We start from the raw sequence: 22053 nt of genomic DNA on the forward strand, positions 1-22053 counted from the left end.
CTACCGGTGCTGGGCCGGCGGCTGTGGGCGTATGCGCAGATCGGGCTGGGTTTCGCCACGCCATGACGGGGCGAAACCCAACCCGCTGGATCACTTCCAGGTGTCGCTGACGGCGTACCCGGTCGACGATCCGGTGGTGTAGGAGCGGTTGGCCCCGCTCTCCCACGTGACGTTCCCGGCGGCGTCCTTCTTGATGTACTTGTACTCGAAGTAGGTGTTCTTCGGCAGGATCACCAGCCGCTTCCAGGTCGGGTACGCCGCGGACGACAGCGGGATCGCGTTGACGGGGTTCCACGACCCCAGTGCGGCGATCGAGCCGACGACGTAGACGTTGGTGCCGGTCGTCGTGGTCGCGTACGCGGAGAACGTCAGGTCGGTGGCGTCGGCGTTGGCCACGCTCCAGGAGTTGGTGAGGGTCTGCGCCGCCGTCCCGGTGCTGAACGTGCGGTTGGCGTTGCTCTCCCAGGTGACGTTCCCGGCGGCGTCCTTCTTGATGTACTTGTACTCGACTGCCGTGGTGACCGGCAAGGCGATCGCTGCGCTCCATAATGGATATCCGGCGGCCGAGAGCTTGACCGCGTTCGCCGTGTTCCAGGAGCCCAAGGCGGGGATGCTGCCGACGACGTAGACGTCCGTTCCGGTCGTCGTGGTCGCGTACACGGTGAAGGTGTCCGTGACGGTCGTGCCCGTCGGCGACGTGGTGGGCGAGGCAGTAGGTGATGTGGACGGCGAGGCGGACGGCGAGGCGCTGGCCGAGGGTGAAGCCGTGGCAGACGTGGTGGGCGAGGCCGTCCCACCCCCGGACCGGGCGTTGACGTGGATCGCGACCGCCCCGTTGGCCGGGATCGTCACCGACGCGGTGCCACCCGAGACCGTGACCGCCGTGCCCGCGCAGCCACTCGTGGTCGCGCCGCCGGTGATCACGTCGCAGTAGGTGCCGTTGGCGAGACCCATGGTGTACGTGGCGGTCGAGGCGCTGGACGAGGCGTTGATGCCGATCCAGCCCAGCGACCCCCGGTGGAATCCGATGATGTTGCTCGCGGTCGCGGTGAAGTCGCTGACCGTCATCACAGCGGCGGTCGCGTTGTGCCAGCCGACCATGCCCTTGACGCCGGTCGACTGCGTGATGCACTGCCAGGCGCCCGAGGTGCAGCTCGCATCGGTCACGAAGCCGTTGGCGTCGGCCGGCGGCGACTGCCCGGTGCTCGACCAGGTGAAGCCGTCGTAGACGGACGGCTGGCCGTACGGGTAGGCGAGGAGGAAGTAGTTCGCCAAGGTGTACTTCGTGCCGTCCTGATACCGCAGGGTCGTGCCGTCCCGCTCCAGGTCGTGGTTGGTGACCATGGCGTACGTCTGATCGCCGGTCGCGTCCAGGGACCAGGACGGGATGGTCGCCAGGTTCGCCAGGGTGCCGTTGGCGAACTGCGACTTGAGGCCCATGGCGTACGAGAAGCCGAGGACGTCGCCGTTGGACGTGAACGCCGCCGGCTTCAGCTCGCTGTTCGACGCGCCGGTGAAGATCTCCTGCGCGATGTACGGCGCCTTGTTCTCCGCCGTCGTGTTGTTCAGAAGCGCCCGGATCGCGGCGAAGTCGGCGACCGAGACATGCTTGGCCGCGTCGACGCGGAATCCGTCGACACCGAGGCCGATCAGGTCGTTCAGGTACGCCGCGATCTTCGCCCGCACGGCGGTGCTCTGCGTCTTCAGGTCCGACAAGGACAGCAGCATGCAGTTCTGGACCTCGGCCGTGTTGTTCCAGTCGTCGATGACACCGTCGTCATCGGCGCAGTAGCCGTCGTTCGGATGATGGAAGTCGCCGTACGCGTACGGCACGGCCGGATAGGTGTATCCGGTGGGGCTGAACGTCGACCCACCGTACGTCGTGGTGAGCGTGTTGTTCGCGCCGGCCATGTGGTTGACCACCGCGTCGGCGTAGACGCGTACGCCCGCGTTGTGGCAGGCGGTGACCATCGCGGCGAACTGCGTCCGAGTGCCGAAGCGGCTGGTCAAGTTGTAGGAGACCGGCTGGTACACCTCCCACCAGGGATGTACGCCCGCGTCACTGGTGGCCAGGCTGACCGACTCCGCCGGTGGAGCGACCTGAACCGCGCCGTACCCGGCCGGGCCGAGATGGTTGGTGCAGGCGGCGGCCACCGAGTTCCAGTTCCACTCCCAGAGGTTCGCCGTGACGTCGCTGTCGTTGAGCGTCACTGCCGCGTTCGCGGTCAGGCTGGGCAGGGCGGTGGTCACGAGGCCGGCCGCGATGGTCGCGATCACGGCCGCTTTTCGGAATTTCATGGGCACGGACTTCCTTCTGCGAGCGCCTGGGTGGAGAGGGGCTTGCATCCGTTGAAGGAGAGAGTGACCGAATATTTCAGATGCGTCAATAAGTTGCTGCAAGACTTTTCAGGCATGTTACGGGTTTCGCAGGTCGCGGGCTTTTCCGCTTGCGGGGCTCCCCTCCGACGCCTGGCGCCGCGCTCGCCGCGCTCGCCGCGCTCGCCGCGCTCGCCGCGCACTCATCGCGGCGCGCTCGCGGGGCTCCCCTCCGACTTCCGGAAGGTGAGGCACCTTACGGGAGCGGGGTTGGGTACCTGGCCGTCCGGAGATCACGCACGGCCTGACGACGCGCGGCACGGGCCGAGGCCCCGGGACGGATTGCGCTGCGGGGCGAGACCCCGGGCAACCCACCCACGACTGCGACGCTGCGCAGGTCTCCTCGAACGGGAGACCTGCGCAGCGTCACAGTGGCCGATCAACGGATCAGGAGCAGGCCACCCCGTTCAGCTTGTATCCGCTGGGGGCCGGCGAAGACGGCCCGTTCGCCTGGAAGTTGAAGCTGGCCGAGGCGCCGGCCGCCAGGTTGGGAGCCCAGGTCGGCGCGGCCGCGGTCAGCGTCTGCCCGCTCGCGGTGACGGTGGCGTTCCACCCGTTCACAAGGCTCACGCCGCTGGGCAGGGTGAGCGTGGCGACCCAGTTGTTCACCGTCGAGGTGCCGGTGTTCTTGACGGTCACCGTGGCGTTGAAGCCTTGCGGCCACGAGCTGTCCACCTTGTAGGTCACCGAGCACGATCCGGTGCCGCCGGTCGGACCGCCCGACGGAGAAGCCGAGGTGGACGGCGACGTGGAAGCCGACGCAGAGGTCGAAGCCGACGGCGAGGACGTCGACCCGGAACCGACGGGCGCGATCAGGTAAGGGCCGACGATGTTCTGCTTCTGGGTGTTCACGGTGACCCAGTCGTCCTGCACGATGCCGCCGGTGTCCCCGGAGTTGGGGTTCCACGCCCAGTACGTGAAGGAGATCCCGTTGACGCCGGTGCCCATGTAGGCCATCAGCTTGGTCAGCCACTGCACGTCCAGCGGGTTGGCGAGCGTACTGCCGAACTCGCCGACCAGCACCGGAGCGGTGTTGTTCTTGTAGAGGTAGCCCCAGAAGTGGTCCCACACGGCGGGCAGGTTCTCGGGGAACGTCGCGTCCTTGAACCAGGGCTGCCGGTCGTAGACCGAGATCCCGTAGTCGTGGGCCGAGTAGACCAGCCGGTTCGCGGTGTTCAACTGCACCGGGTACTGCGCCGCGCCGGCGAGGTTGCCACCCCACCAGTCACAGGTCATCGGGTCGTCCGGAATGGAGTCCCACACGTTCGGCGAACCGCCGGACGGGCAGCTCACACCCTCGACGACGATGAGCCAGTTCGAGTTGACCGACAGGATCGCGTTGCCGATCCGCTGGGCGGCCAGCCGCCAGTCGCGGGCGGTGTCGCCGCAGCCCCAGCAGGCGCCGGTGCCACTCGGATCGGTGCCCTCGGCGTGCGGCTCGTTGAACAGGTCGCCGCCGATGACGGTCGAGTTACCGGCGTACCGCTGGGCCAGCATCTGCCAGTCGGCGATCATGCTGGCCTCGGAGACCGTCGCGGTATACCAGAGCGGCGTCTGCCCGGCCGCGCTCGGGCGGTGCCGATCGAGCAGGATGCGCATGCCCTTCTGACCGGCGTACGCGATGACCTTGTCGAGGATCTGCAAGGGCGAGTTGCCCACCAGGTCCGGGTTCACGTAGTCATTGATGCCCGTGGCCGTGGCGCCCGCCTTCAGCGCGTCGCCGGAGTACGGGACGCGGATGGTGTTGTAGCCGAGCTGGGCCATGTGGTCGATCTGCGACTTCCACGGCTGGCTGGACCACAGGCCGTGGAAGGTCCGGTTGTCGGTCTCCATGCCGAACCAGTTGATCCCGGTGAGCCGGACCGTGGCGCCGGTGCTGTCGACGAGCTTGCTGCCGTTGGTGTGCAGGTAGCCGACTCCGGTGCCGGCGGCCTGCGCGGGGCTGGCGGTGGTGAGCAGGGTGGCCACGACGAACGTGGCGGCGCTGACGGCGAGCGCGGACAGTGCCGCGCCCCAGCGTCTTCTGGGGGACATGTGTGCACTCCGTCCGTGGAGAATGGAGGATCGTGCCGGCCTGGGCGGGCCGGTGGTGCCGTCATCGAATGTAATCGAAAAGCGCGCTCCTGTCTGTGCCCCACCGCGTTATCCGGGATGTCGCGCCCTCGATCGAGCGGAAGGCCGCGATATCCCGGACAACGAGGGAACCCGTTGATCACGGCGACAAGCCGTCAACGTAAAGGCGAGACGGGTCAGCCGATGTCGCGGCGGCGGAAGCCGGCGAAACCGACGGCCGTGAGCGCAGCCGCGGCCAGCCCCAGCCAGATCAGTGGCGGCCAGGTCAGCACACCGCCCGGCAGGTGCGGGGTGTGCGTGAACGGCGACAGGTCGAGCGCCCATTGGCTGAGCCGCAGGACCGCGCCGAGCTGTCCGAGCAGCAGGAACGCCGCCAGTAACACCCAGCCCGCGGCGACGAGCCGGGGCAGGAGGCCGAACAGCGCCAGCACGATGCTCACGGTCAGCCAGATCGCGGGGAGTGAGACCAGCGCGGCGCCGATGATGCGCGGCAGCTGACCGGCCACGTCTCCCGAGCTGCCGCCGTAGGCCAATCCGCCGACGACGCCGACGACCAGCATGCTCAGCACCGGGCCGCCCAGCGCGAAGAGCACGTAGCCGGCGTTCCACCGCGGCCGGCCGACTGCGGTGGCCAGGATCGGTTCGAGCCGCCCGGTGGTCTCCTCGCTGCGGGCGCGTACCGCTGCTTGAATGCCCTGCCCGGCGGCGGCGATCGCGGTGATCGAGATCAGCGTGACCATGAACAGGTCGCCGAGCGCGGTCGCGCCGCCGAGCCGCTGGAACATCTCGGCCAGCTCCGGGCTGTCCTTCAGCGCGTCCGACGCGGTGGTGGCGGCCGAGCCGAGCACGCCGCTGATCACCGCGAATCCGATCAGCCAGCCGATCAGGCCGCCGCGCTGCAACCGCCAGGCCAGGCCCAGGGGCGAGGACAGGCTTCGCCCGGCCCGTGGTGGTCCGGGCCGTGGGGCGACCAGGCCCGCGTCGATGTCCCGGCTTCCCGCCAGCTGATACGCCCAAAGCCCGAGCGCCACGGCGATCAGCAGGAGCACTCCCCCGATCCACCAGCGTTCTTCGGCGTACGGGCGGATGCGCTGGGCGAATCCGATCGGCGAGATCCACGACAGCACGGAGTTCTCGTCGCCGTTGGCGTCTCCGGCCGCCCGGAGGAGGAACGATCCACCGAGGACGGCGCCGAAGATCCAGCGCGCCGTACGCGCACTTTGCGTCAGCTGGGCCGCCAATCCGGCCACTGCTCCGAAGAAGGCGCAGAGGACGGCGTACTCGAGGCCGAAGGCCCACGCTCCGGCGCCGGGGGCGGCCGACGCGAGCCCCAACGCGGCGAGCACGCCGATGACGGCGCTCGCGCCGAAGGCGAGCAGCAGGGCCGCGACGAGTTGCGCGGGCCGGCCGACGACGGTCGCGCCGAGCAGTTCCCGGCGGCCCTGTTCCTCCTCGTTGCGCGTATGCCGGATGACGGTGAGCCCGACGGCCAGCGCCGCGATGATGACGAGGATGCCGGAGCGCCAGGCCGACAACTGCCCGAGGTTCGGGGCGAAGATCGGCCCGTAGAAGCCGGTGATCGACGGTGAGGCGATCATGGACTTCGCGAACTTGGCCAGCTCCACCGGATCGGGGTAGAGCGCCTTGAAGCTGCCGGCCACACTGGCCGGGAACAAGGCCAGGAGGACGACCCAGAGCGGCAGGATGATCCGGTCCCGGCGTAGGGCCAGCCGCAGCAGCTGCCCGGTTCCGGCGAGCGCGGTCACGACTGCGCCCCTTCAGCCTGGTAGTGCCGCAGGAACAGCTCCTCGAGGGTCGGCGGCTGGCTGGTCAGCCCGCGTACGCCCAGCGAAGCCAGGTGCCGCAGCGTCTCGTCGAGGACGGCGGTGTCGACCTGGAACTTGACCCGGCTGCCCTCGACGACCAGATCGTGTACGCCGGGCAGGGTGGTGAGCCCGTCGGGCGGCGACGCCAGGTCGGCCGCGATCGACGTACGCGTCAGGTGCCGCAGTTCGGTGAGGGTGCCGGTCTCGACGGTCTTCCCGGCGCGGATGATGCTCACGCGGTCGCAGAGGGCTTCGGCCTCGGCCAGGATGTGGCTGGAGAGCAGGACCGTCCGCCCGTTCTGCCGCTCGGCGTTGATGCATTCCTGGAAGACGGATTCCATCAGCGGGTCGAGGCCGGAGGTCGGCTCGTCGAGGATCAGCAGTTCGGCGTCGCTGGCCAGGGCGGCGACGAGGGCCACCTTCTGCCGGTTGCCCTTGGAGTAGGTGCGGCCCTTCTTGCGGGGGTCGAGTTCGAAGCGCTGGATCAGTTCGTCGCGCTTGCCCTTGTCGCCGCCGCCACGCAGCCGGGCGAGCAGGTCGATGACTTCTCCCCCGGTCAGGTTCGGCCAGAGGGTGACGTCGCCCGGGACGTACGCGAGCCGCTTGTGCAGGTTCACCGCGTCCTTCCACGGGTCGCCGCCGAACAGGGTCGCGCTGCCTCCGTCGGCTTTGAGGAGGCCGAGCAGCACCCGGATGGTGGTCGACTTGCCGGCCCCGTTGGGGCCGAGGAAGCCGTGGACTTCGCCACGGCGGACGACCAGGTCGAGCCCGTCCAGCGCCTGCGTCGGCCCGAAGCTCTTGCGCAGGCCCGACGCCTCGATGATGTTTTCCATCTTTCGGACGCTACACTTGCTTCACAAACTTGTGAAGCTTGTGCCGTGTCAAAATCGAGGTGTGACGCAGGGAGCAGAGATGGCGCAGAAGCCGACGACGAACGGGCCGCCGGGCCGCGACGAGGACGGCGTACGCCGCTTCGTCGAGCACACGGCGATGACCTTCGCCAACTACGGAATGCCGCGGATGGCGGCCCGGGTGCTGATGCTTCTGATGGCGGCCGAGGAGTCCACGCTGACCGCCGCCGACATCGCCGAGGGGCTGGCGATCAGCCCCGCCGCCGTCTCCGGCTCGGTGCGCTACCTCCAGCAGCTGGGGCTGGTCGTGAAGGAGCCGGTGCCGGGCTCCCGCCGGGACGTCTACCGGCTGCCGGACGACGCCTGGTACCAGGGCGCCATGGTCAAGGGCGGCATCTTCGCCGTCGTCGGCAAACTGGCGGCCGAAGGAGTGGAGGCCGCCGGCGGACGGGGAACCGTCGCCGGCGGCCGGATCGCCGAGATGGCGGATTTCTACGCGTTCATCCAAGACGAGATGGCGGGCCTCCTGGAACGCTGGGAAGCCCGCCGGGGCTCCGTCTGAGGGGTCAGCGGATCGTGAAGCGGCCCAGGCCGGGCGCGCTCTCGTGCCAGACCCGGTCCAGCGCCGTCACGACATACGTGTACGCCGTGCCGGCGACCGCGGTCGTGTCGAGGTAGGACGTTCCGCGTACGGTCGCGATGAGCTGGCCGGCGTCGGCCAGGTCACACGGCTCGGGCAGCGGGTCGCGGCCCTCGTAGCGGTAGACCGCGAACGACGTCGGGTCGTCGAACGGCTGGCCCTCGTTGCCCGGGGCCAGCCACTGGAGGCGTACGCCGGCCTCGTCGCGGTGCAGGTAGGTGATGACCGGCGGGATCATCGGCTTGGCGGCCACCCGCTCCAGCACCGGAGGCAGCGACGGACGCGAGTAGTACGCGGCCGCGTACAGGTCGGTCGCGCCGAGGCGGTTGGCCTTCACGTCCTTGGCCGAGAAGTGGATGCTGCCGTCGACCTCGGGCAGCGACCGGTTGAGCGCGAGGTGCTTGCCCATCTCGTTCGGGTCGAACCAGGCCGCCGGCTGCCCGGCCGCGGAGATCTTGTAGTCGGCCTGGCCGATGTAGAGCTGGCACTGGGTGCCGGCGACGACGTCGGCCCACCACGGCACGAGCTTGGCGTAGTCGGCCACCGCGAGACCGATGTTCCAGTAGACCTGCGGGACGATGTAGTCCAGCCAGCCTTCCTTGACCCACTTGCGGGTGTCGGCGAAGTTGGCGTCGTAGGACTGCGTGCCGCCGGTGTCCGAGCCCAGCGGGTCGGCCGCCTTGTTGCGCCAGATGCCGAACGGGCTGACCCCGAACTTCACCCACGGCTTGGCCTCACGGACCTTCTGCGACATCTCCTGGATCAGCAGGTCGATGTTGTTGCGCCGCCAGTCCGCCTTGGTCGCCCAGCCCGCGCCGTGCTCGGCGAAGGTCGCCTCGTCGCCGAAGTCCTGGCCGGACGCCGGGTACGGGTAGAAGTAGTCGTCGAAGTGCACGCCGTCGAGGTCGTACTTGGTGACGGCGTCCATGATCGCGTCCTGCACGAACGCGCGTACCTCGGGGATGCCCGGGTTGTAGTAGAGCCGGGTCGCCGCGTTGCCGACCGGGTACGCCACCGCCCATTCGGGGTGCTGCTGGACGGGGTGGTTGGGGGCGAGCTTGGTGATGTCGCCGCCCGCGCCGCCGGGGGCGGGCATGGACACCCGGTACGGGTTGAACCAGGCGTGGAATTCGAGGTTGCGCGCGTGGGTCTCGGCGACCATCCAGGCGACCGGGTCCCAGCCGGGGCCGACGCCGTCCCGCTTGCCGGTCAGCCACTCCGACCACGGCTCGTACGCCGAGGGCCAGAACGCGTCGGCGGTGGGCCGGATCTGCACGACCACGGCGTTGTGGTTGAGCTTCTCGGCGAGGTCGAGCCAGGCGCGGTAGTCGGCCTTGAGGGTCTGCTCGTCCAGACCGGCCGCCCGCGGCCAGTCGATGTTGACGACGCTGGCGATCCACATCGCGCGGAACTCACGCTTCGGCGTCGCCGGGTCGACCTCGCAGTTCGACGTGTCCGGCGTCGGGAACGGGTCCGGCGTGCCCGCGAGGGTCGAGGGCTCCTCGGCGAACGCCACGCCGGGCAGGGCGGCGGTCAGCGGAGCCGCCAATGCCAGAGCCGTGAAAGTACGGCGAGGCAGGGATGGGGACATCGTTGTTCCTCCAGGGGCTGCTCATTCAAGGGGGTGCTCGCTGTTAAAGTTTCACCATTTCTTCGCCGTTGGCAATACTCCTTAACGACGCAAACTCCCGGTCATGCCTGGCAGCCGAAGGTCGGTTTACGCCGGTGCCCGCAAGATGGCATGCTTGCCCACGTTCGCGGGGAGGGGTGGATGGCAGGAGTACAGGCGCTGCGGCCGAGCGACCAGCTCCAGATCGGTGGCTATCAGCTGCTGGGCCGCCTCGGCGAGGGCGGCATGGGGACTGTCTACCTGGCACAGTCGCCCGAGGGGACGCAGGTCGCGCTCAAGGTCATCCGCGATCATCTGCTCGACCGGGAGGAATTCCGGCAGCGGTTCCGCGGTGAGGTGGCCCGGGCAAAGACCGTCCCGCCGTTCTGCACCGCCGAGGTCATCGAGGCCGACCCCGACCACGATCCGCCCTACCTGGTCGCCGAGTACGTGGACGGCCCGACCCTGGCCGACATCGTCAAGGAGTCCGGCCCGCTCAGCGGGGCCGCCCTGCAGTCCCTCGGCATCGGCGTGGCCACCGCGTTGACCGCCATCCACGCCGCCGGCATCATCCATCGCGACCTCAAACCGGGCAACGTCCTGCTCCCCCGCGGCGGCGTGAAGGTGATCGACTTCGGGCTCGCCCGCGACTCCGACACACCCACCGGCATCACCCAGGGCGACCAGGTCATGGGCACCGTGCCGTACATCGCGCCGGAGCGGCTCAGCGGCGGGCTGAAGGCGGTGAACGCCAAGGCCGACGTCTTCGCCTGGGGCGCGGTCATGTGCTACGCCGCGACCGGGCACACGCCGTTCGCCGGGGACACTCCGGCCACCACGGCGATCCGAATCCTCACCGAGGCGCCCAACCTGACCGGGGTGAACGGCCCGCTCCGCGACGTCGTCGCCTTGGCGCTGTCGAAGGACCCGGCCGAGCGACCAACCGCACGGGACCTGCTCGACCTGCTCATGTCGGTCGGCTCCACCCGCAAGGTGCCGCAGGACGTCATGATCCCGGCGCAGGCGGCGTACGAGGCGACCGCGGACGACGAGCCCACGGTCAGCACCCGTCTCCCGGTCCGCAAGCCCCGCCGTCGCGTACGCACCCTGTGGATCGTCCTCGCCACCGTGATCGCCCTGGTCGCCGCCGGCATCTTCGCGTACGGGGTGTGGCCCGACCGGAACAGCCACGCCGGGGATCCACCGGCTTCACCGTCGCCGCAGGCGACGCCGCTCTCCGTTCCCGAAGGCTTCCAGCTCGTCCTCGCCGACCCGATGACGAAGTCGGACAACTGGATCCAGCGCACCGAGGCGCAACTGTCCGCCAAGTGCGTCTACAACCATGGCGTCTACGTCGTCTCGGTCACCGGAACGGTCTACCGGTGCACCGGTCCGTCGCAGAAGTATCGCGACTTCGCCCTCTCCGTCACGGTGCAACTGGCCGATCCCGGCACCTGCGCGGGGATCTGGTTCCGCTACACCGGCGACAGCGGATACGCGCTGCAGATCTGCGAGGACGGGGCCTACTTCGTCCGGCACGAGAAGGACGGCGACGGCAACTGGAGCAACCCGACCCGGTTGGAGATGCAGTTCCCCGAACGGCTTCAGGTCGGATCGTCCGAGCGCTTCACCATCCTCGCGGTGGGCGACCATTTCACCTTCGCCCACAACGGTTACATCATGGACGAGCGCGACGAGACGACCTATGTGGAGGGTCGGCTCAATCTCGGTGTGCTGCAGCGCGAACCCGGCCCGTCCATCGAGCACTCGGCCGGCTTCACCGACGTCGAGATCTGGGCGCCGGGCGAGCCCTCCGCCCGCGCGACGAGCTAGCGCGCCTCGGGGTCCAGGCCCAACGCGGCTCGCCCACCGTCCACCGGCACCACAGCGCCGTGGACGAAGCTCGCCGCGGGTGACATCAGGAACGCCACCACTTCCGCCACTTCACTGGTACGCCCGACGCGGCCGACCGGATGCAGCCGGTTCAGTTCGCGCCGGACGTCTTCGGGCGCGTCCTCGAGTCGCTCCGTCGCGACGGAGCCGAGCGCGACCGCGTTGACCCGGACGCCGTACCGTCCATAGTCGACCGCCAAGGCCCGGGTCAGTCCCTCGATCGCCGCCTTCGCCGTGGCGTACGGGAGGGCGCCGGGCACGGCCCGTCGGGCCTGGTGCGACGAGACGTTGACGATCGCGCCGCCCTCGCCCGACGCCAGCATCCGGCGTACCGCCGTCGAGCAGCCGGTCAGCGTCGGGGCGAGGTTCGCCGCGATGAGGTCCAGCACCTGCGCCGGTGGCGTGTCGTGGACGAACGCGTCCCGGAAGACCGCCGCGTTGTTCACCCAGCCCGTCAGCCGCCCCTCGCGCTCGGCCAGGTCGGCCGCCCGTTCGGCGACCGCCTCGTCGGCGGCGTCCCCGGCCACGCCCCGCCCCACGGCGACGTCGGCCAGCGCAGCCGGATCCCGCTCGACCACGACGACGGCGCCCTCCCGGCTCAAGCGCTCCACGATCGCCCGGCCGATGCCGCGCCCGCCGCCCGTGACCACATAGGAGCGCTGCATTACGCGTATTCCTGAAGGATCGCCTGGACCAGCCGCGGCAGCGCCTCGCCGATGGGCTCGCGCACGACGGTGCTCGCAAGGTGGTCGTACGGCGTGGCCTGCGCGTTCACGATGGTGATGCGCGCGCCGGCCTGCGCGGCGATCGCGCACAGCGACGCCGCCGGTTCGACGGTCAGCGACGTGCCCACGGCCCAGAACAGCTCGCACGCGGCCGCGACCTGCGCGGCGCGATCCATGGTGTCCGGGTCGAGCAGCTCACCGAACATGATCGTGCCCGCCTTCAGGATGCCGCCGCAGGCCGTGCAACGCGGATCAGGCTCGCCCTCCTCGACCCGGTCCAGCGCCTCCCGCATGGTCGTCCGCGCACCGCAGCCGACGCACCGCACCGTGAACATGGTGCCGTGCACCTCGATGACCTTGCGATCGGAGATCCCGGCCTTCTGATGCAGGCCGTCGATGTTCTGCGTGACGACCCGCAGCGGGAACCCGTGGCGCTCCAGCTCCGCCAAGGCCACATGGGCCGCGTTCGGCCGGGCCGTCCACGCCGGACTGTCCTTGCGCGCCAGCCACGACGCCTTGCGGACCTCCTCGTCGGCCAGGTAGTTCTGCAGCGTGAACAGCTTCTCCTTGGACGGATCGCGCGTCCACACCCCGTTCGGGCCGCGGAAGTCCGGGATGCCGGAGTCGGTGGAGATCCCCGCCCCCGTCAACACGGTGATCAGCGGCTTGTGCTCGCTCATGCCTCCCCCTCTCCGGGTGCGCTCAGCGGTCTGAGATCGGGTCCAGGACCGGTTTGACGTCGAGGATCGGCGTGCCGTCGATCGCTTCCAGACCGCTGACGCGCAGCCGCAGTCCGTCGACTTCGCGCACCGTCACCCGGTGCAGGCCGATCGGGTTCGGGCGATCCGGCGACCGCGTGCTGAACACGCCCTGTTCCGGGCGGGCGAGGTCGCCGCGCGGGTGCACCACCTGGACGGCTCGATCGGCCCGGTCGAGCCAGGTGAGCAGCAGGATGTCCGCTCCCGGGCGCAGATCGCGGGCGGCGTCGGCGTACCTCGGGTCGATGACGATCCAGGCGTCGGGCGCGCCTTCGTCGCCCTGCCGGGGCGCGTCCGCCAGCGACGTCAGCGGCGACGAGACCGTCGCCACGGCGTACGCCGTGAAGTCACTCATGGGCGTCATCGTTTCACGCAGGTGTACGCGCCATACAGCCGCCGCTCGTAGGCGACGTCCACGATCTCGAAGCCGGCGGCGGTGAGCATCGGCTCGAACAGCCACCGGAAGGTGCTGTACTCCGTGCGGATGTGCTCGGCATAGTCCCCGGCGGTGTAACCGGCGGCGGGATCGTCGGCGGCGCCGGCGAACCAGTCCGCGAAGACCGCGTCCACCTCGGCCGGCGCGAAGTCGTAGATCAGGTCCCGCACGCGCAGTACGCCACCCGGCCGGAGCATGTCGGCGATCCGCTGCAACGCGACGACCTTGAAGAAGTCCGGCAGCTGGTGCAGGGCGTTACGGGTGAACACCCCGTCGACCGGGCCGTCGGGCTGGAAGGTGAGGAACCCGGCCTGGACCACTTCCAGTCCATGAGTGGCCAGGTGGGCGGTCATGGCGGGCGACACGTCGACCGCGACGACCCGGCCGAACGCGTCCTTCGCCTTCCTTGAGAACTGGCCGGTTCCGGCGGCGAGGTCGACCACCGTCGACGTCTGGTTCAGGCCGTGCGCGCGCAACGCCGCGATGTCGTCGGCCGCGTCCGGGAAGCCCTGCTTGCGGTCGTAGCCCGCGATGAAGTCGGGATCGAGGTGTTCGGGGCCGGCGTGGGCGACCTCGTCCAGCTGCCAGGTGTGGATCATGCCTTCCAGCGTGGCCCATCCGAACGGCCGCCGCACCGGGTTTTCCCCTCGGTCATGGTCACTTCCGGGTCGTCATGGCGACGTGGAAATGACCATGATCATGACAACCGTCAGATCAACCCCGCTCGCGACCACAGCAGCCGCGCCGGACCCGTCACCAGGCCGAGGTCGCCGAGGTAGGCGTACACGCGGGAGGCGGACCAGCGCAGCGTCTCCTGGAAGTGCGGATTCGATCGGGCGGCGGCCCGCCCGTCGCGCGGCCGGATGCCGACGGCGGCGTACGCCCGGGGATGCACGAGCCGACCGGCGATCGAGTACGCCGCCCGCGCGATCACGATCCGCGCGTACGCGCTGCGTAGGGGTCCGGCCGCCGCGACCTGCCGGGCCAGTTCCTCCCGGGCGTAGCGGACGTGCCGGGCCTCCTCGACGACGTGGATGCGGGAGACCATGCGGATCAGCGGTTGCAGCGTGTCGTCGCCCATGATCTCGCGCTGGAACGAGTCGAGGATCTCCTCGGCGATCAGGATCGAGGCGTACATGTGGGGGCCGCGGGCGGTCGCCTTCAGCCAGCGGCCGAGCGCGTGGTCGAACTTGTTCGCCGGGTAGACCGGGCAGCCCATGGCTTCGATGAGGCGGCCGAACATGATGGAGTGGCGGCACTCGTCGGCCACCTCGGTCAACGCGTACTGGGCGTGGCGACTGGTGGGGTCGCTGTCGTAGTACTGCCGGATCAGCATCTCCATCAGGATGGTCTCGAACCACAGCCCGGCGCTGGCGGCGCTGGCCACCTCGTGCTTGGTCAGCTCGACCCGCTGCTGTTCGGTCAGCCCGTCCCACAGCGCGGTGCCGTAGAGGCTGCTGCGCTGCGGGGGAAGCCAGTACGCGCCCGGCACCGGCGGCGCGGTCCAGTCGATCTCGACGATCGGGTCGTAGCTCGTCCGCAGCGAGGACTCCAGGAGTCTCTCGGCGGTCAGCTCCCGTGCCTCCATCGGTCCTCCCCTTCCGTCTCGGCGCTGGATCACGGATCCGGGTCGAATCTTGGGGCAAGATTCGACCGCGAACCCTGATCCGGCGCCGAACGAGTGGTACGGCTATTGACGTTACGGGTCGTAACTGTTACGAGTAGTAGCATGCAAGGCGAGGGCACGGAAGTCAATGGACGTAAGCGGCGCTGGGCCGCCCATCGGGAGCAGCGCCGGATCGAGCTGATCCAGGCCGCGATCGCGGCGGTGCTGCGCTACGGCCCCGAGGTCGACATGGAGCAGGTGGCGGCCACGGCCGGGGTGAGCAAGCCCGTGCTGTACCGCTACTTCGCCGACAAGTCCCAGCTGTGGATGGCCGTCGGGCAGCACCTCGCGGCGGTCGTCGTGGGCGCCGTCGCGCCCGCCGTCGAGCAGGTACGCGAGGAGCGCAGCCTCATCGAGGCGACCATCGACGCGTACCTGGGCGTCATCGAGGCCGAGCCGAATCTGTACCGCTTCGTCATGCACCAGTCGGGGATTCCCGGCGTCCATCAGCTCATCGTCGGGGCCAGCCGGGAGGTGGCGGTCGAACTCGCCCGGGTCATCGGCGATCGGCTGCGGGCGCTGGGGCTCGACGCCGGTCCGGCCGAGCCGTGGGCGTACGGGTTGGTGGGCTTCGTGCAGTCGGTCGGCGACTGGTGGATGCAGCACGGCCGCCCCATGCGGCGCGAGGCGTTGACCGATTACCTCACCGAACTGCTGTGGAGCGGGTTCGACGGGCTGCGGCGGCGGGCCGACCTGCCCCTGGCGCTGGCGACCGAGCCCATGCCGCCGGCGACCAAGGCGGAGCCCGCGACCAAGGCGGAACCGTGAGCTACGCAGGCGAGGGCCGCGTCGGCGACCTGCCGGTGACCGTCCACTTGAGCGGCCAGTGGCAGCCGGTCGACGGCCGCTTCCATTGGGGCGGACGGATTTCGCCGTCCCCGGAGGTGGTTCAGCTCGTCCGCAGCGGACGCCGTGAGGTGACCATCCACATCGGAGAAATGACGGCGCCGGGCCGGCTCGGCGAGGTGGACCCGTGGGGCGGCGTACGCGTCACCGGGGTCGGCGCACCCCCGTGGGAGGAAGAATGAGCCAGCACGTCGACATCGCCGTCATCGGGGCCGGCTTCGGCGGCCTGGGCGCGGCGATCCGCCTGCGCAAGGCCGGGTTCGGCGACTTCCTCGTCTTCGACGACGGCGACGACGTGGGCGGCACCTGGCGGGACAACACATACCCGGGATGCGCCTGCGACGTGCCGTCGCACCTCTACTCCTTCTCCTTCGCCCCCAATCCGGACTGGTCCGACACGTTCTCCGGCCAGGCCGAGATCTGGGCGTACCTGCGCGGGTGCGTCGACCGGTTCGGCTTGCGCGAGCACATCAGGACGAGGCACCGGGTGACCGACGCCGCCTGGGACGGCGCCCGGTGGGTGATCACCACCAGCCAGGGCGAGTACACCGCTCGCGTCCTCATCGCGGCGGCCGGCCCGCTCAGCGATCCCTCCATTCCAGACATTCCCGGGATCGGCGACTTCCAGGGCACCGTCTTCCACTCCGCGCGCTGGCGGCACGACCACGAGCTGTCCGGCAAGCGCGTAGCGGTCATCGGCACCGGCGCGTCGGCGATCCAATTCGTCCCGCGCATCCAGCCGGAAGTCGCGCACCTGTCGCTCTTCCAGCGCACGCCGGCCTGGATCATGCCGCGGATGACCCGCCGGATCAGCCGCGTCGAGCGCCTGATCTACCGGCACGTCCCCGGCGCGCAGCGGCTCGCGCGCCTGGGCATCTACTCGGTCCGCGACGCGATGGGCGTCGGCTTCCTGCACCCGCGCGTGAACCGGCTCGCGTCCCGCCTCTCCCTGCGCACGCTCCGGCGGCAGGTGCGCGATCCCGAGCTTCGCGACAAGATCACGCCACGGTACGCGATGGGCTGCAAACGAGTCCTGATATCCAATGACTACTGGCCGGCGTTGACCAAGCCGAACGTCGACGTCGTGACGTCGGGCATCACCCGGATCACGGCGAGCGGCCTGGTCACGGCCGACGGCGTGGAGCATCCGGCCGACACGATCATCCTCGGCACCGGCTTCCACGTCACGGACTCGCCGATCATGCGGCACATTCGCGGGGCGGACGGCCGAGCGCTAAGCGAGGCCTGGACGCCGAGCATGTACGCGTACCGGGGCACGACGGTGCCCGGCTTCCCGAACCTGTTCTTCCTGCTCGGACCCAACACCGGGCTCGGGCACACCTCGGTCGTGCTGATGATCGAGTCCCAGCTGAACCTCGTGGTCAAGGCGCTCAGGCACATGCGGGCGCGGGGCCTGGCCGCGATCGAACCGACCCCGGCCGCGCAGCGCGCGTGGTCGGCCGTCGTCGAGCAGAAGATGCGCGGCACCGTGTGGGAGACCGGCTGCTCCAGCTGGTATCTCGACGCGACCGGGCGCAACACGACCATCTGGCCCGGCTTCGCGACCGGCTTCCGGTGGCGTACGCGGCAGTTCCGGGCGGCGGACTATGTCACCCTCACCCCTGTCAAGGAGCACGCCGATGCGCTATGACCTGGCGGGCAAGACCGTTCTCATCACCGGCGCGGCGCGCGGCATCGGCGCCCAGGTCGCCCGGCTCGCCGCCGCCCGGGGCGCCCAGGTCGCCCTGGTCGGCTTGGAACCCGAGCTGCTGAACCAGGTCGCGGGGGAGGTCGGTGGCTTCGCGTACGCCGCCGACGTCACCGACCAGTCCGGGTTGGACAGTGCGGTCGCCGCGACGGTGGACCGGTTCGGGCGGCTCGACGTCGTCGTGGCCAACGCCGGGATCGCCAACCTCGGCACGGTCGCGACCGGCCCGGTCGACGCGTTGGTGCGTACGGTCGAGGTGAATCTCGTCGGGGCCATGCGGACGGTCAGCGCCGCGCTCCCCCACGTCGCCGAAGCGAAGGGGCACGTCCTGATCGTGTCGTCGGCGGCGGCGTTCACGGCGATGCCCGGCATGGCGGCGTACTGCGGGTCGAAGGCGGGTGTGGAGCAGTTCGGCAACGTGCTGCGGCTGGAGGCGTACCACCGGGGCGTCACGGTCGGGACCTGCCATCCGATCTGGATCGACACGGACCTGGTGCGGGACATCCGCGCCGACCTCGCCTCCTTCCGGTACGCCCAGAAGCGCCTGCCGTGGCCGCTGAACAGCGTCATCTCAGTCGAGCAGTGCGCGGAATCGATCGTCCGCGGGATCGAGCGCCGCAGGCGCAAGGTGTACGTGCCCCGGTCGATGGCGCTGGTGCAGGCGCTGCGCCCGATCGTGCTGTCGGGCTTCGCCGACCGCGTGATCCGGGCCGGCGGCGCGGGCCGGTTGGTCGGCCAGATGGAGGAGGAGGTCCGGAGTCTGGGGCGGGCCTTCGGGAAGACGTCGGTAGGGACGCCGACTGCGGAGGCGTCCCTACCGGCACCTGAGCGGGCGGGAGCAGACGCGTGAAGGTCAACCACAAGCGGGCCGGCACTGGGCCCACCCTCGTGCTCGTGCACGGCATCGGCCACCGGCATCAGGCGTGGGAGCCGGTCTTCGACGCGCTCGCCGAGCACCACGACGTCATCGCGTTGGACCTGCCCGGTTTCGGCGGGTCACCCGTCCCCGACAGCGGGATGCCCCGCGACATGGCGGCCACCGTCGAGGCGATGGTCGAGACGTTCGACGAGTGGGGCCTGGACCGGCCGCACGTCGCCGGGTACAGCCTCGGCGGGGCGATCAGCCTGGAGCTGGCAGCGGCGGGAGCGGTCGCGTCAGCGACCGCGTTCTCGCCCGCCGGGTTCTTCACCGAGGCCGAGCGCCGCCGCGCCCTGCGCATTCTCACGACGCTTCGCGTCACGACGTTCGCCCCCACTCCCCTCGTCCGCCTGACGTGCGGCCGGCCGGCGCTGCGCGCCACGTCGTTCGGGTCCCTGATGGCGTACCCGGGGAATCTCGACAACGACCGTGCGCTGGGTGACGCGCTGGCGTTGCGGCGGGGCAAGGGTTTCCGGGCCGTGGCGCGGGCGTCGAAGGGCTACCGCTTCGACTCGGCCGCCCTCACCGGCGCCGTCCCGGTCGCCATCGGCTGGGGTGAGCACGACCGGATCTTCGGCGTCCACATGGCCGACCGGGCCCGAGCGGAGATCCCGACCGCCCGCGTCATCCGCCTCAGCGGCTGCGGTCACGTCCCGATGAGCGACGATCCCACGGCGGTGGCCGACCTGATCCTCCAGACCACCGGAGCCCGGGCGCAGGTCGCCTGATCACTGCGTCACCCATGCTGCTTCACGCAGCGAATTGTCCGCCGAAACCGCATGGCAGACGCTTCATGCTTTGATTTCTCAGCCCACAAAAGTCAGCATCGCCGCCACGAGATACCCCAGCACCGTGGCCAAGCCGACGGCCGAACCACCGGTCCGGAACGCCTCCGGCATCATCGAGTCCGACAGCATCGTGAGAACCGCCCCGGCGGCGAACGCGGACGCGAAATAGCCGCCGTCCGGCACCGAGTCGGCCAGGGCGAACCCGAGCCCGGCGAGCACCGCACAGGCAATCGTCAGACCGGTCCACATCCGAAAGACGCGCCGTCCCGTATACCCCGCGGCGAGCATGCTCGTCGTGCCGGCGATACCCTGCGGCACGTTCGAGACGAACACGGCGGCGACGAACGCCACACTGATCCCGCCACCCGCCGCCAGGCTGATCCCCAGAATGAACGCCTCCGGTATGCCGTCCAGCAGCGCACCGAGAAACATCGCCACACCCGAACCGGACTGAGCGGCGGGCGCGATCCGCTGCCGGTTCTTGCCACCGCCGCGGTCGATGAGCCAGTCGCAGACGAAATAGACGACCGCGCCACTGACGAACCCGAGCGCCGTGTCCACCCCGGCCTGCAGGATGGCCTGGGGCACCAGTTCGTAGGCGACCGCCGCGAGGAGCGTACCGGCGCCGAAGCCGCTCACCAGTCCGGTCAGCCGGGGCCGGCGGCCCATCGGACCGGCGAGCACCTGCCCGAGATAAAGGGCGGACGACGAGAACGCGCCCCAGAAGACCGCCGCCCACAACCCCATGCTGGGATGGTGGCACGGCTCGGCGGGCTACCCGGGCGGAATCGTCCGGCGTACCTCGTCGGCGTGTTCACGCAAGTAGTCGGCCAGCTCCGGCGGGAACAACCGGCAGTCGGCCAGCGCCTCTTTCGTGAGCGGGATGCGGTCGATGGCGTACTCGCCCTTGGCCGGGTCGCTGAACTCGGGACCGTGCCGCTGGTCGAAGTCCATCGAGATCAGCCGGGCGGCGTACAGGTGCTGCAACGGGGTCTTGCCGTCGGCGTACGGGGTCTCACGGCTGGTCAGCAGGACCGGCTCGGCGATGACCGCCTTCAGCTCCTCGTCCAGCTCCCGGCGCAGCGCCGCCACCAGATCCGCGTCCTGGGGCTCCACACCACCACCCGGCAGCGCCCAGTAGACCGGTACGCCCGGCCGCTGCCGCCGGAACACCACCAGGTCGTCGCCGTCCAGCAGAGCCGCACGTACGCGTTCCTTCATCCACTGAGTCTGGCACGGCTGAGCCTGGCACGATGTTCCTTGTGCGAGTAGGGATCGCCGGGTACGGCGTCGCGGGGCGGATCTTCCACGGCGGGCTGCTCCGCCAGACACCCGGGGCCGAGGTGGTCGCGGTGGTGACGCGGAACCCGGAACGCCGGGCCGAGGTGGCCGCCGACTTCCCGGCCGCCGCCGTCCGGGACGACCTGACCGGGATGCTCGCCGACGATCGCCCCGACCTCGTGGTGCTGGCGACGCCGACTCGGTTCCACGCCGACGCCGCATTGGAGTGCTTCGCCTCCGGCGTACCGGTCGTGGTGGACAAGCCGATGGCGCTCGACGCCGAGCAGGCCCAGCAGATGGTGACCGCGGCCGAGGTGGCCGGAGTCGACTTCACGCTCTTCCAGAACCGGCGCTGGGACAGCGACTTCCTGACGGTACGCCGGCTGATCGGCGACGGGGAGCTGGGCGAGGTGCTGCGCTTCGAGTCGCGCTTCGAACGGTGGCGGCCCGAGCCCGCGCCCGGCAAATGGCGGGAGGACCTGCCGCCGGAGGAGGGCGGCGGTTCGCTGCTCGACCTCGGCAGCCACCTGGTGGACCAGGCCGTGCAACTCCTGGGACCCGTCCACTCCGTGTACGCCGAAGTCGCGTCGCGCCGGGGCACGGCGGCCGACGACGACGTCTTCGTCGCGCTGACCCACCTCGGCGACGTCCACTCGCATCTGTCCTGCGGCAACCTCGCCGGCGCGCCCGGGCCACGGCTACGCGTCCTGGGGACGGGCGGGGCGTTCGTCGTGCACGACCTCGACGGTCAGGAGGACGCGCTGCGTACCGGACGCCGGGTGGTCACCCCGGTCGGGCGGCTGTGCCGGGGCGCCGACTTCGTGCCGGTCGAGCCGACCCCGGGCGACTGGGCCTCGTACTACCCGGCCGTGTTCGCCGCGATCGAGGGAAAGCGCCCGATGCCGGTCGACCCCTGGGACGGCGTGCACACCATGGAGGTGCTGGACGCCGCCCGCGCCTCCGCCGCCACCGGCTCCACCATCTCCCTCTAACTCTCCCCCTTCCCTCCGCCGCTTTCCGCGCGATCATGATCTATCGGTCGTGATCTTGGTGGAATCGTGTGGGTGGGCGGGTGGTGGTGTCGTGTCCTCAGCACCCTGATCGTTCCCGCGCGAGCCTGATCGACAACGGGAGTGTCGTACCCCGGCCTTACGTTCGTGAGGTGTTCTCACCGCTCACCGACGACCGCACTCCGTCGTCCGTCGTGGCCGGGCTGGTCGACGACGTGCTCGCCCTCGCCGAGACCTGGCCCGCCTGGGACGGGACGCCCCGCCCCTCCGGCGACCGCGTCTACACCCCGCACAAGGCGATCCGGCGCGTCGTGGACCACCTCGTCGACCATCTCGCCGAGCTGGAGGCGACGCTGGCCGGGGCCGAGCCGCTGCCCGATCACTGGCACGGCTCGGCCGTGACGACCGCGGCGGATCTGGCCGAGTTCACGGCCGAGGATCTCGCCGAGGCGCGCAGCCGCCTGACCCGGCTGGCCGAGATCTGGCGGCTGCGGCTCGACTCGCTGACCGACGAGGAACTGGACAAGAGCACCGGCGGCTGGTCGCCCCGTGAGCTGGCCTTCCACGTCGCCGAGTCGGCCTACTACGCCGAGGTGGTGGGCAACTTGACACCGAGAACGCCCGCCTAGCGTGTCCCGGCGCGGCGGC

At 70.1% G+C, this 22053-nt stretch carries 21 protein-coding genes; 9 read left to right on the forward strand and 12 right to left on the reverse strand.

The genetic code is table 11. From position 1 onward, the window contains the following. Positions 1–90 precede the first annotated feature (90 nt). The 4 genes from AB0H43_RS22835 to AB0H43_RS22850 form a co-directional block, all read right to left on the reverse strand. Complete coding sequence (locus tag AB0H43_RS22835) at positions 91–2298, reverse strand: carbohydrate-binding module family 20 domain-containing protein (RefSeq protein ID WP_360002077.1); 2208 nt, start codon at positions 2296–2298, stop codon at positions 91–93. A 465-nt stretch (positions 2299–2763) separates the two neighbouring features. After that, on the reverse strand, positions 2764–4410 hold the full coding sequence (locus AB0H43_RS22840) for a cellulase family glycosylhydrolase (protein WP_360002079.1): 1647 nt from the start codon (positions 4408–4410) through the stop codon (positions 2764–2766). A gap of 215 nt (positions 4411–4625) precedes the next feature. Continuing rightward, a complete protein-coding gene (locus AB0H43_RS22845; protein WP_360002080.1) occupies positions 4626–6215 on the reverse strand; it encodes an ABC transporter permease in 1590 nt (529 codons plus the stop codon). Continuing rightward, on the reverse strand, positions 6212–7108 hold the full coding sequence (locus tag AB0H43_RS22850) for an ABC transporter ATP-binding protein (RefSeq protein ID WP_360002082.1): 897 nt from the start codon (positions 7106–7108) through the stop codon (positions 6212–6214). Before AB0H43_RS22850 ends, AB0H43_RS22845 begins: the two co-directional genes overlap by 4 nt. A 79-nt stretch (positions 7109–7187) precedes the next feature. Between AB0H43_RS22850 and AB0H43_RS22855 the strand changes: the two genes are divergently transcribed. Then, positions 7188–7688: a MarR family transcriptional regulator gene (locus AB0H43_RS22855; RefSeq protein WP_360002084.1), complete on the forward strand. Its 501-nt coding sequence runs from the start codon at positions 7188–7190 to the stop codon at positions 7686–7688. A 4-nt stretch (positions 7689–7692) separates the two neighbouring features. Here AB0H43_RS22855 and AB0H43_RS22860 read toward each other — a convergent pair whose 3' ends face one another. Beyond that, the gene (locus AB0H43_RS22860; protein ID WP_360002087.1) at positions 7693–9357 is read right to left on the reverse strand and encodes a family 10 glycosylhydrolase; all 1665 of its coding nucleotides are present in this window, start codon (positions 9355–9357) and stop codon (positions 7693–7695) included. Between the two features lie 180 nt (positions 9358–9537). On the opposite strand from AB0H43_RS22860, the gene AB0H43_RS22865 reads away from it, so the two are divergent. Further along, positions 9538–11208 carry a protein kinase gene (locus AB0H43_RS22865; protein ID WP_360002089.1) on the forward strand — a complete coding sequence of 557 codons (1671 nt, stop codon included), beginning with the start codon at positions 9538–9540 and terminating at the stop codon, positions 11206–11208. On the opposite strand, the gene AB0H43_RS22870 is transcribed toward AB0H43_RS22865, so the two are convergent. From AB0H43_RS22870 to AB0H43_RS22890, 5 genes are all read right to left on the reverse strand, one after another. Further along, a complete protein-coding gene (locus AB0H43_RS22870) occupies positions 11205–11933 on the reverse strand; it encodes an SDR family oxidoreductase (protein ID WP_360002091.1) in 729 nt (242 codons plus the stop codon). The genes AB0H43_RS22865 and AB0H43_RS22870 overlap by 4 nt on opposite strands. Continuing rightward, a complete protein-coding gene (locus AB0H43_RS22875; RefSeq protein ID WP_360002092.1) occupies positions 11933–12673 on the reverse strand; it encodes a Sir2 family NAD-dependent protein deacetylase in 741 nt (246 codons plus the stop codon). Before AB0H43_RS22875 ends, AB0H43_RS22870 begins: the two co-directional genes overlap by 1 nt. A gap of 22 nt (positions 12674–12695) precedes the next feature. Beyond that, entirely contained in the window at positions 12696–13106 is a 411-nt protein-coding gene (gene tsaA / locus AB0H43_RS22880) for a tRNA (N6-threonylcarbamoyladenosine(37)-N6)-methyltransferase TrmO (RefSeq protein WP_360002094.1), read from the reverse strand. 5 nt (positions 13107–13111) lie between these two features. Then, on the reverse strand, positions 13112–13786 hold the full coding sequence (locus tag AB0H43_RS22885; RefSeq protein ID WP_360002095.1) for a class I SAM-dependent methyltransferase: 675 nt from the start codon (positions 13784–13786) through the stop codon (positions 13112–13114). A 110-nt stretch (positions 13787–13896) separates the two neighbouring features. Next, positions 13897–14775: a diiron oxygenase gene (locus tag AB0H43_RS22890; protein ID WP_360002097.1), complete on the reverse strand. Its 879-nt coding sequence runs from the start codon at positions 14773–14775 to the stop codon at positions 13897–13899. Between the two features lie 141 nt (positions 14776–14916). Here AB0H43_RS22890 and AB0H43_RS22895 point away from each other — a divergent pair, with 141 nt between their 5' ends. Genes AB0H43_RS22895 through AB0H43_RS22915 form a run of 5 tightly spaced genes read left to right on the forward strand, consistent with a single transcriptional unit; the run spans position 14917 to position 19054 of the window. Next, positions 14917–15621: a TetR/AcrR family transcriptional regulator gene (locus tag AB0H43_RS22895; RefSeq protein ID WP_360002098.1), complete on the forward strand. Its 705-nt coding sequence runs from the start codon at positions 14917–14919 to the stop codon at positions 15619–15621. Next, entirely contained in the window at positions 15618–15881 is a 264-nt protein-coding gene (locus AB0H43_RS22900; protein WP_360002100.1) for a DUF4873 domain-containing protein, read from the forward strand. The genes AB0H43_RS22895 and AB0H43_RS22900 overlap by 4 nt, the downstream gene beginning before the upstream one ends. After that, complete coding sequence (locus AB0H43_RS22905; protein WP_360002102.1) at positions 15878–17350, forward strand: NAD(P)/FAD-dependent oxidoreductase; 1473 nt, start codon at positions 15878–15880, stop codon at positions 17348–17350. Before AB0H43_RS22900 ends, AB0H43_RS22905 begins: the two co-directional genes overlap by 4 nt. Next, positions 17340–18257 carry an SDR family oxidoreductase gene (locus AB0H43_RS22910; protein WP_360002104.1) on the forward strand — a complete coding sequence of 306 codons (918 nt, stop codon included), beginning with the start codon at positions 17340–17342 and terminating at the stop codon, positions 18255–18257. Before AB0H43_RS22905 ends, AB0H43_RS22910 begins: the two co-directional genes overlap by 11 nt. Continuing rightward, a complete protein-coding gene (locus AB0H43_RS22915) occupies positions 18254–19054 on the forward strand; it encodes an alpha/beta fold hydrolase (protein ID WP_360002106.1) in 801 nt (266 codons plus the stop codon). Before AB0H43_RS22910 ends, AB0H43_RS22915 begins: the two co-directional genes overlap by 4 nt. 78 nt (positions 19055–19132) lie before the next feature. Here AB0H43_RS22915 and AB0H43_RS22920 read toward each other — a convergent pair whose 3' ends face one another. Next, positions 19133–19861: a ZIP family zinc transporter gene (locus tag AB0H43_RS22920; protein ID WP_360002107.1), complete on the reverse strand. Its 729-nt coding sequence runs from the start codon at positions 19859–19861 to the stop codon at positions 19133–19135. Between the two features lie 27 nt (positions 19862–19888). Beyond that, positions 19889–20335: an NUDIX hydrolase gene (locus AB0H43_RS22925; RefSeq protein ID WP_360002109.1), complete on the reverse strand. Its 447-nt coding sequence runs from the start codon at positions 20333–20335 to the stop codon at positions 19889–19891. A 32-nt stretch (positions 20336–20367) separates the two neighbouring features. Here AB0H43_RS22925 and AB0H43_RS22930 point away from each other — a divergent pair, with 32 nt between their 5' ends. Together AB0H43_RS22930 and AB0H43_RS22935 are read left to right on the forward strand one after the other, a co-directional pair. Beyond that, positions 20368–21387 carry a Gfo/Idh/MocA family oxidoreductase gene (locus tag AB0H43_RS22930; RefSeq protein WP_360002111.1) on the forward strand — a complete coding sequence of 340 codons (1020 nt, stop codon included), beginning with the start codon at positions 20368–20370 and terminating at the stop codon, positions 21385–21387. A gap of 170 nt (positions 21388–21557) precedes the next feature. Then, a complete protein-coding gene (locus AB0H43_RS22935; protein WP_360002112.1) occupies positions 21558–22034 on the forward strand; it encodes a hypothetical protein in 477 nt (158 codons plus the stop codon). Positions 22035–22053 lie beyond the last annotated feature (19 nt).

Origin of the sequence: Hamadaea sp. NPDC050747 (assembly GCF_040654195.1) — a bacterium.
Lineage (GTDB): Bacteria > Actinomycetota > Actinomycetes > Mycobacteriales > Micromonosporaceae > Hamadaea.

Bases quoted from the DNA above. Each gene is read 5' to 3' on its own strand.
- AB0H43_RS22835 (WP_360002077.1), bottom strand. From the start codon at position 2,298: ATGAAATTCCGAAAAGCGGCCGTGATCGCGACCATCGCGGCCGGCCTC.
- AB0H43_RS22840 (WP_360002079.1), bottom strand. From the start codon at position 4,410: ATGTCCCCCAGAAGACGCTGGGGCGCGGCACTGTCCGCGCTCGCCGTC.
- AB0H43_RS22850 (WP_360002082.1), bottom strand. From the start codon at position 7,108: ATGGAAAACATCATCGAGGCGTCGGGCCTGCGCAAGAGCTTCGGGCCG.
- AB0H43_RS22855 (WP_360002084.1), top strand. From the start codon at position 7,188: ATGGCGCAGAAGCCGACGACGAACGGGCCGCCGGGCCGCGACGAGGAC.
- AB0H43_RS22860 (WP_360002087.1), bottom strand. From the start codon at position 9,357: ATGTCCCCATCCCTGCCTCGCCGTACTTTCACGGCTCTGGCATTGGCG.
- AB0H43_RS22865 (WP_360002089.1), top strand. From the start codon at position 9,538: ATGGCAGGAGTACAGGCGCTGCGGCCGAGCGACCAGCTCCAGATCGGT.
- AB0H43_RS22870 (WP_360002091.1), bottom strand. From the start codon at position 11,933: ATGCAGCGCTCCTATGTGGTCACGGGCGGCGGGCGCGGCATCGGCCGG.
- AB0H43_RS22875 (WP_360002092.1), bottom strand. From the start codon at position 12,673: ATGAGCGAGCACAAGCCGCTGATCACCGTGTTGACGGGGGCGGGGATC.
- tsaA (WP_360002094.1), bottom strand. From the start codon at position 13,106: ATGAGTGACTTCACGGCGTACGCCGTGGCGACGGTCTCGTCGCCGCTG.
- AB0H43_RS22885 (WP_360002095.1), bottom strand. From the start codon at position 13,786: ATGATCCACACCTGGCAGCTGGACGAGGTCGCCCACGCCGGCCCCGAA.
- AB0H43_RS22890 (WP_360002097.1), bottom strand. From the start codon at position 14,775: ATGGAGGCACGGGAGCTGACCGCCGAGAGACTCCTGGAGTCCTCGCTG.
- AB0H43_RS22895 (WP_360002098.1), top strand. From the start codon at position 14,917: ATGCAAGGCGAGGGCACGGAAGTCAATGGACGTAAGCGGCGCTGGGCC.
- AB0H43_RS22905 (WP_360002102.1), top strand. From the start codon at position 15,878: ATGAGCCAGCACGTCGACATCGCCGTCATCGGGGCCGGCTTCGGCGGC.
- AB0H43_RS22910 (WP_360002104.1), top strand. From the start codon at position 17,340: ATGCGCTATGACCTGGCGGGCAAGACCGTTCTCATCACCGGCGCGGCG.
- AB0H43_RS22920 (WP_360002107.1), bottom strand. From the start codon at position 19,861: ATGGGGTTGTGGGCGGCGGTCTTCTGGGGCGCGTTCTCGTCGTCCGCC.
- AB0H43_RS22925 (WP_360002109.1), bottom strand. From the start codon at position 20,335: ATGAAGGAACGCGTACGTGCGGCTCTGCTGGACGGCGACGACCTGGTG.
- AB0H43_RS22930 (WP_360002111.1), top strand. From the start codon at position 20,368: ATGTTCCTTGTGCGAGTAGGGATCGCCGGGTACGGCGTCGCGGGGCGG.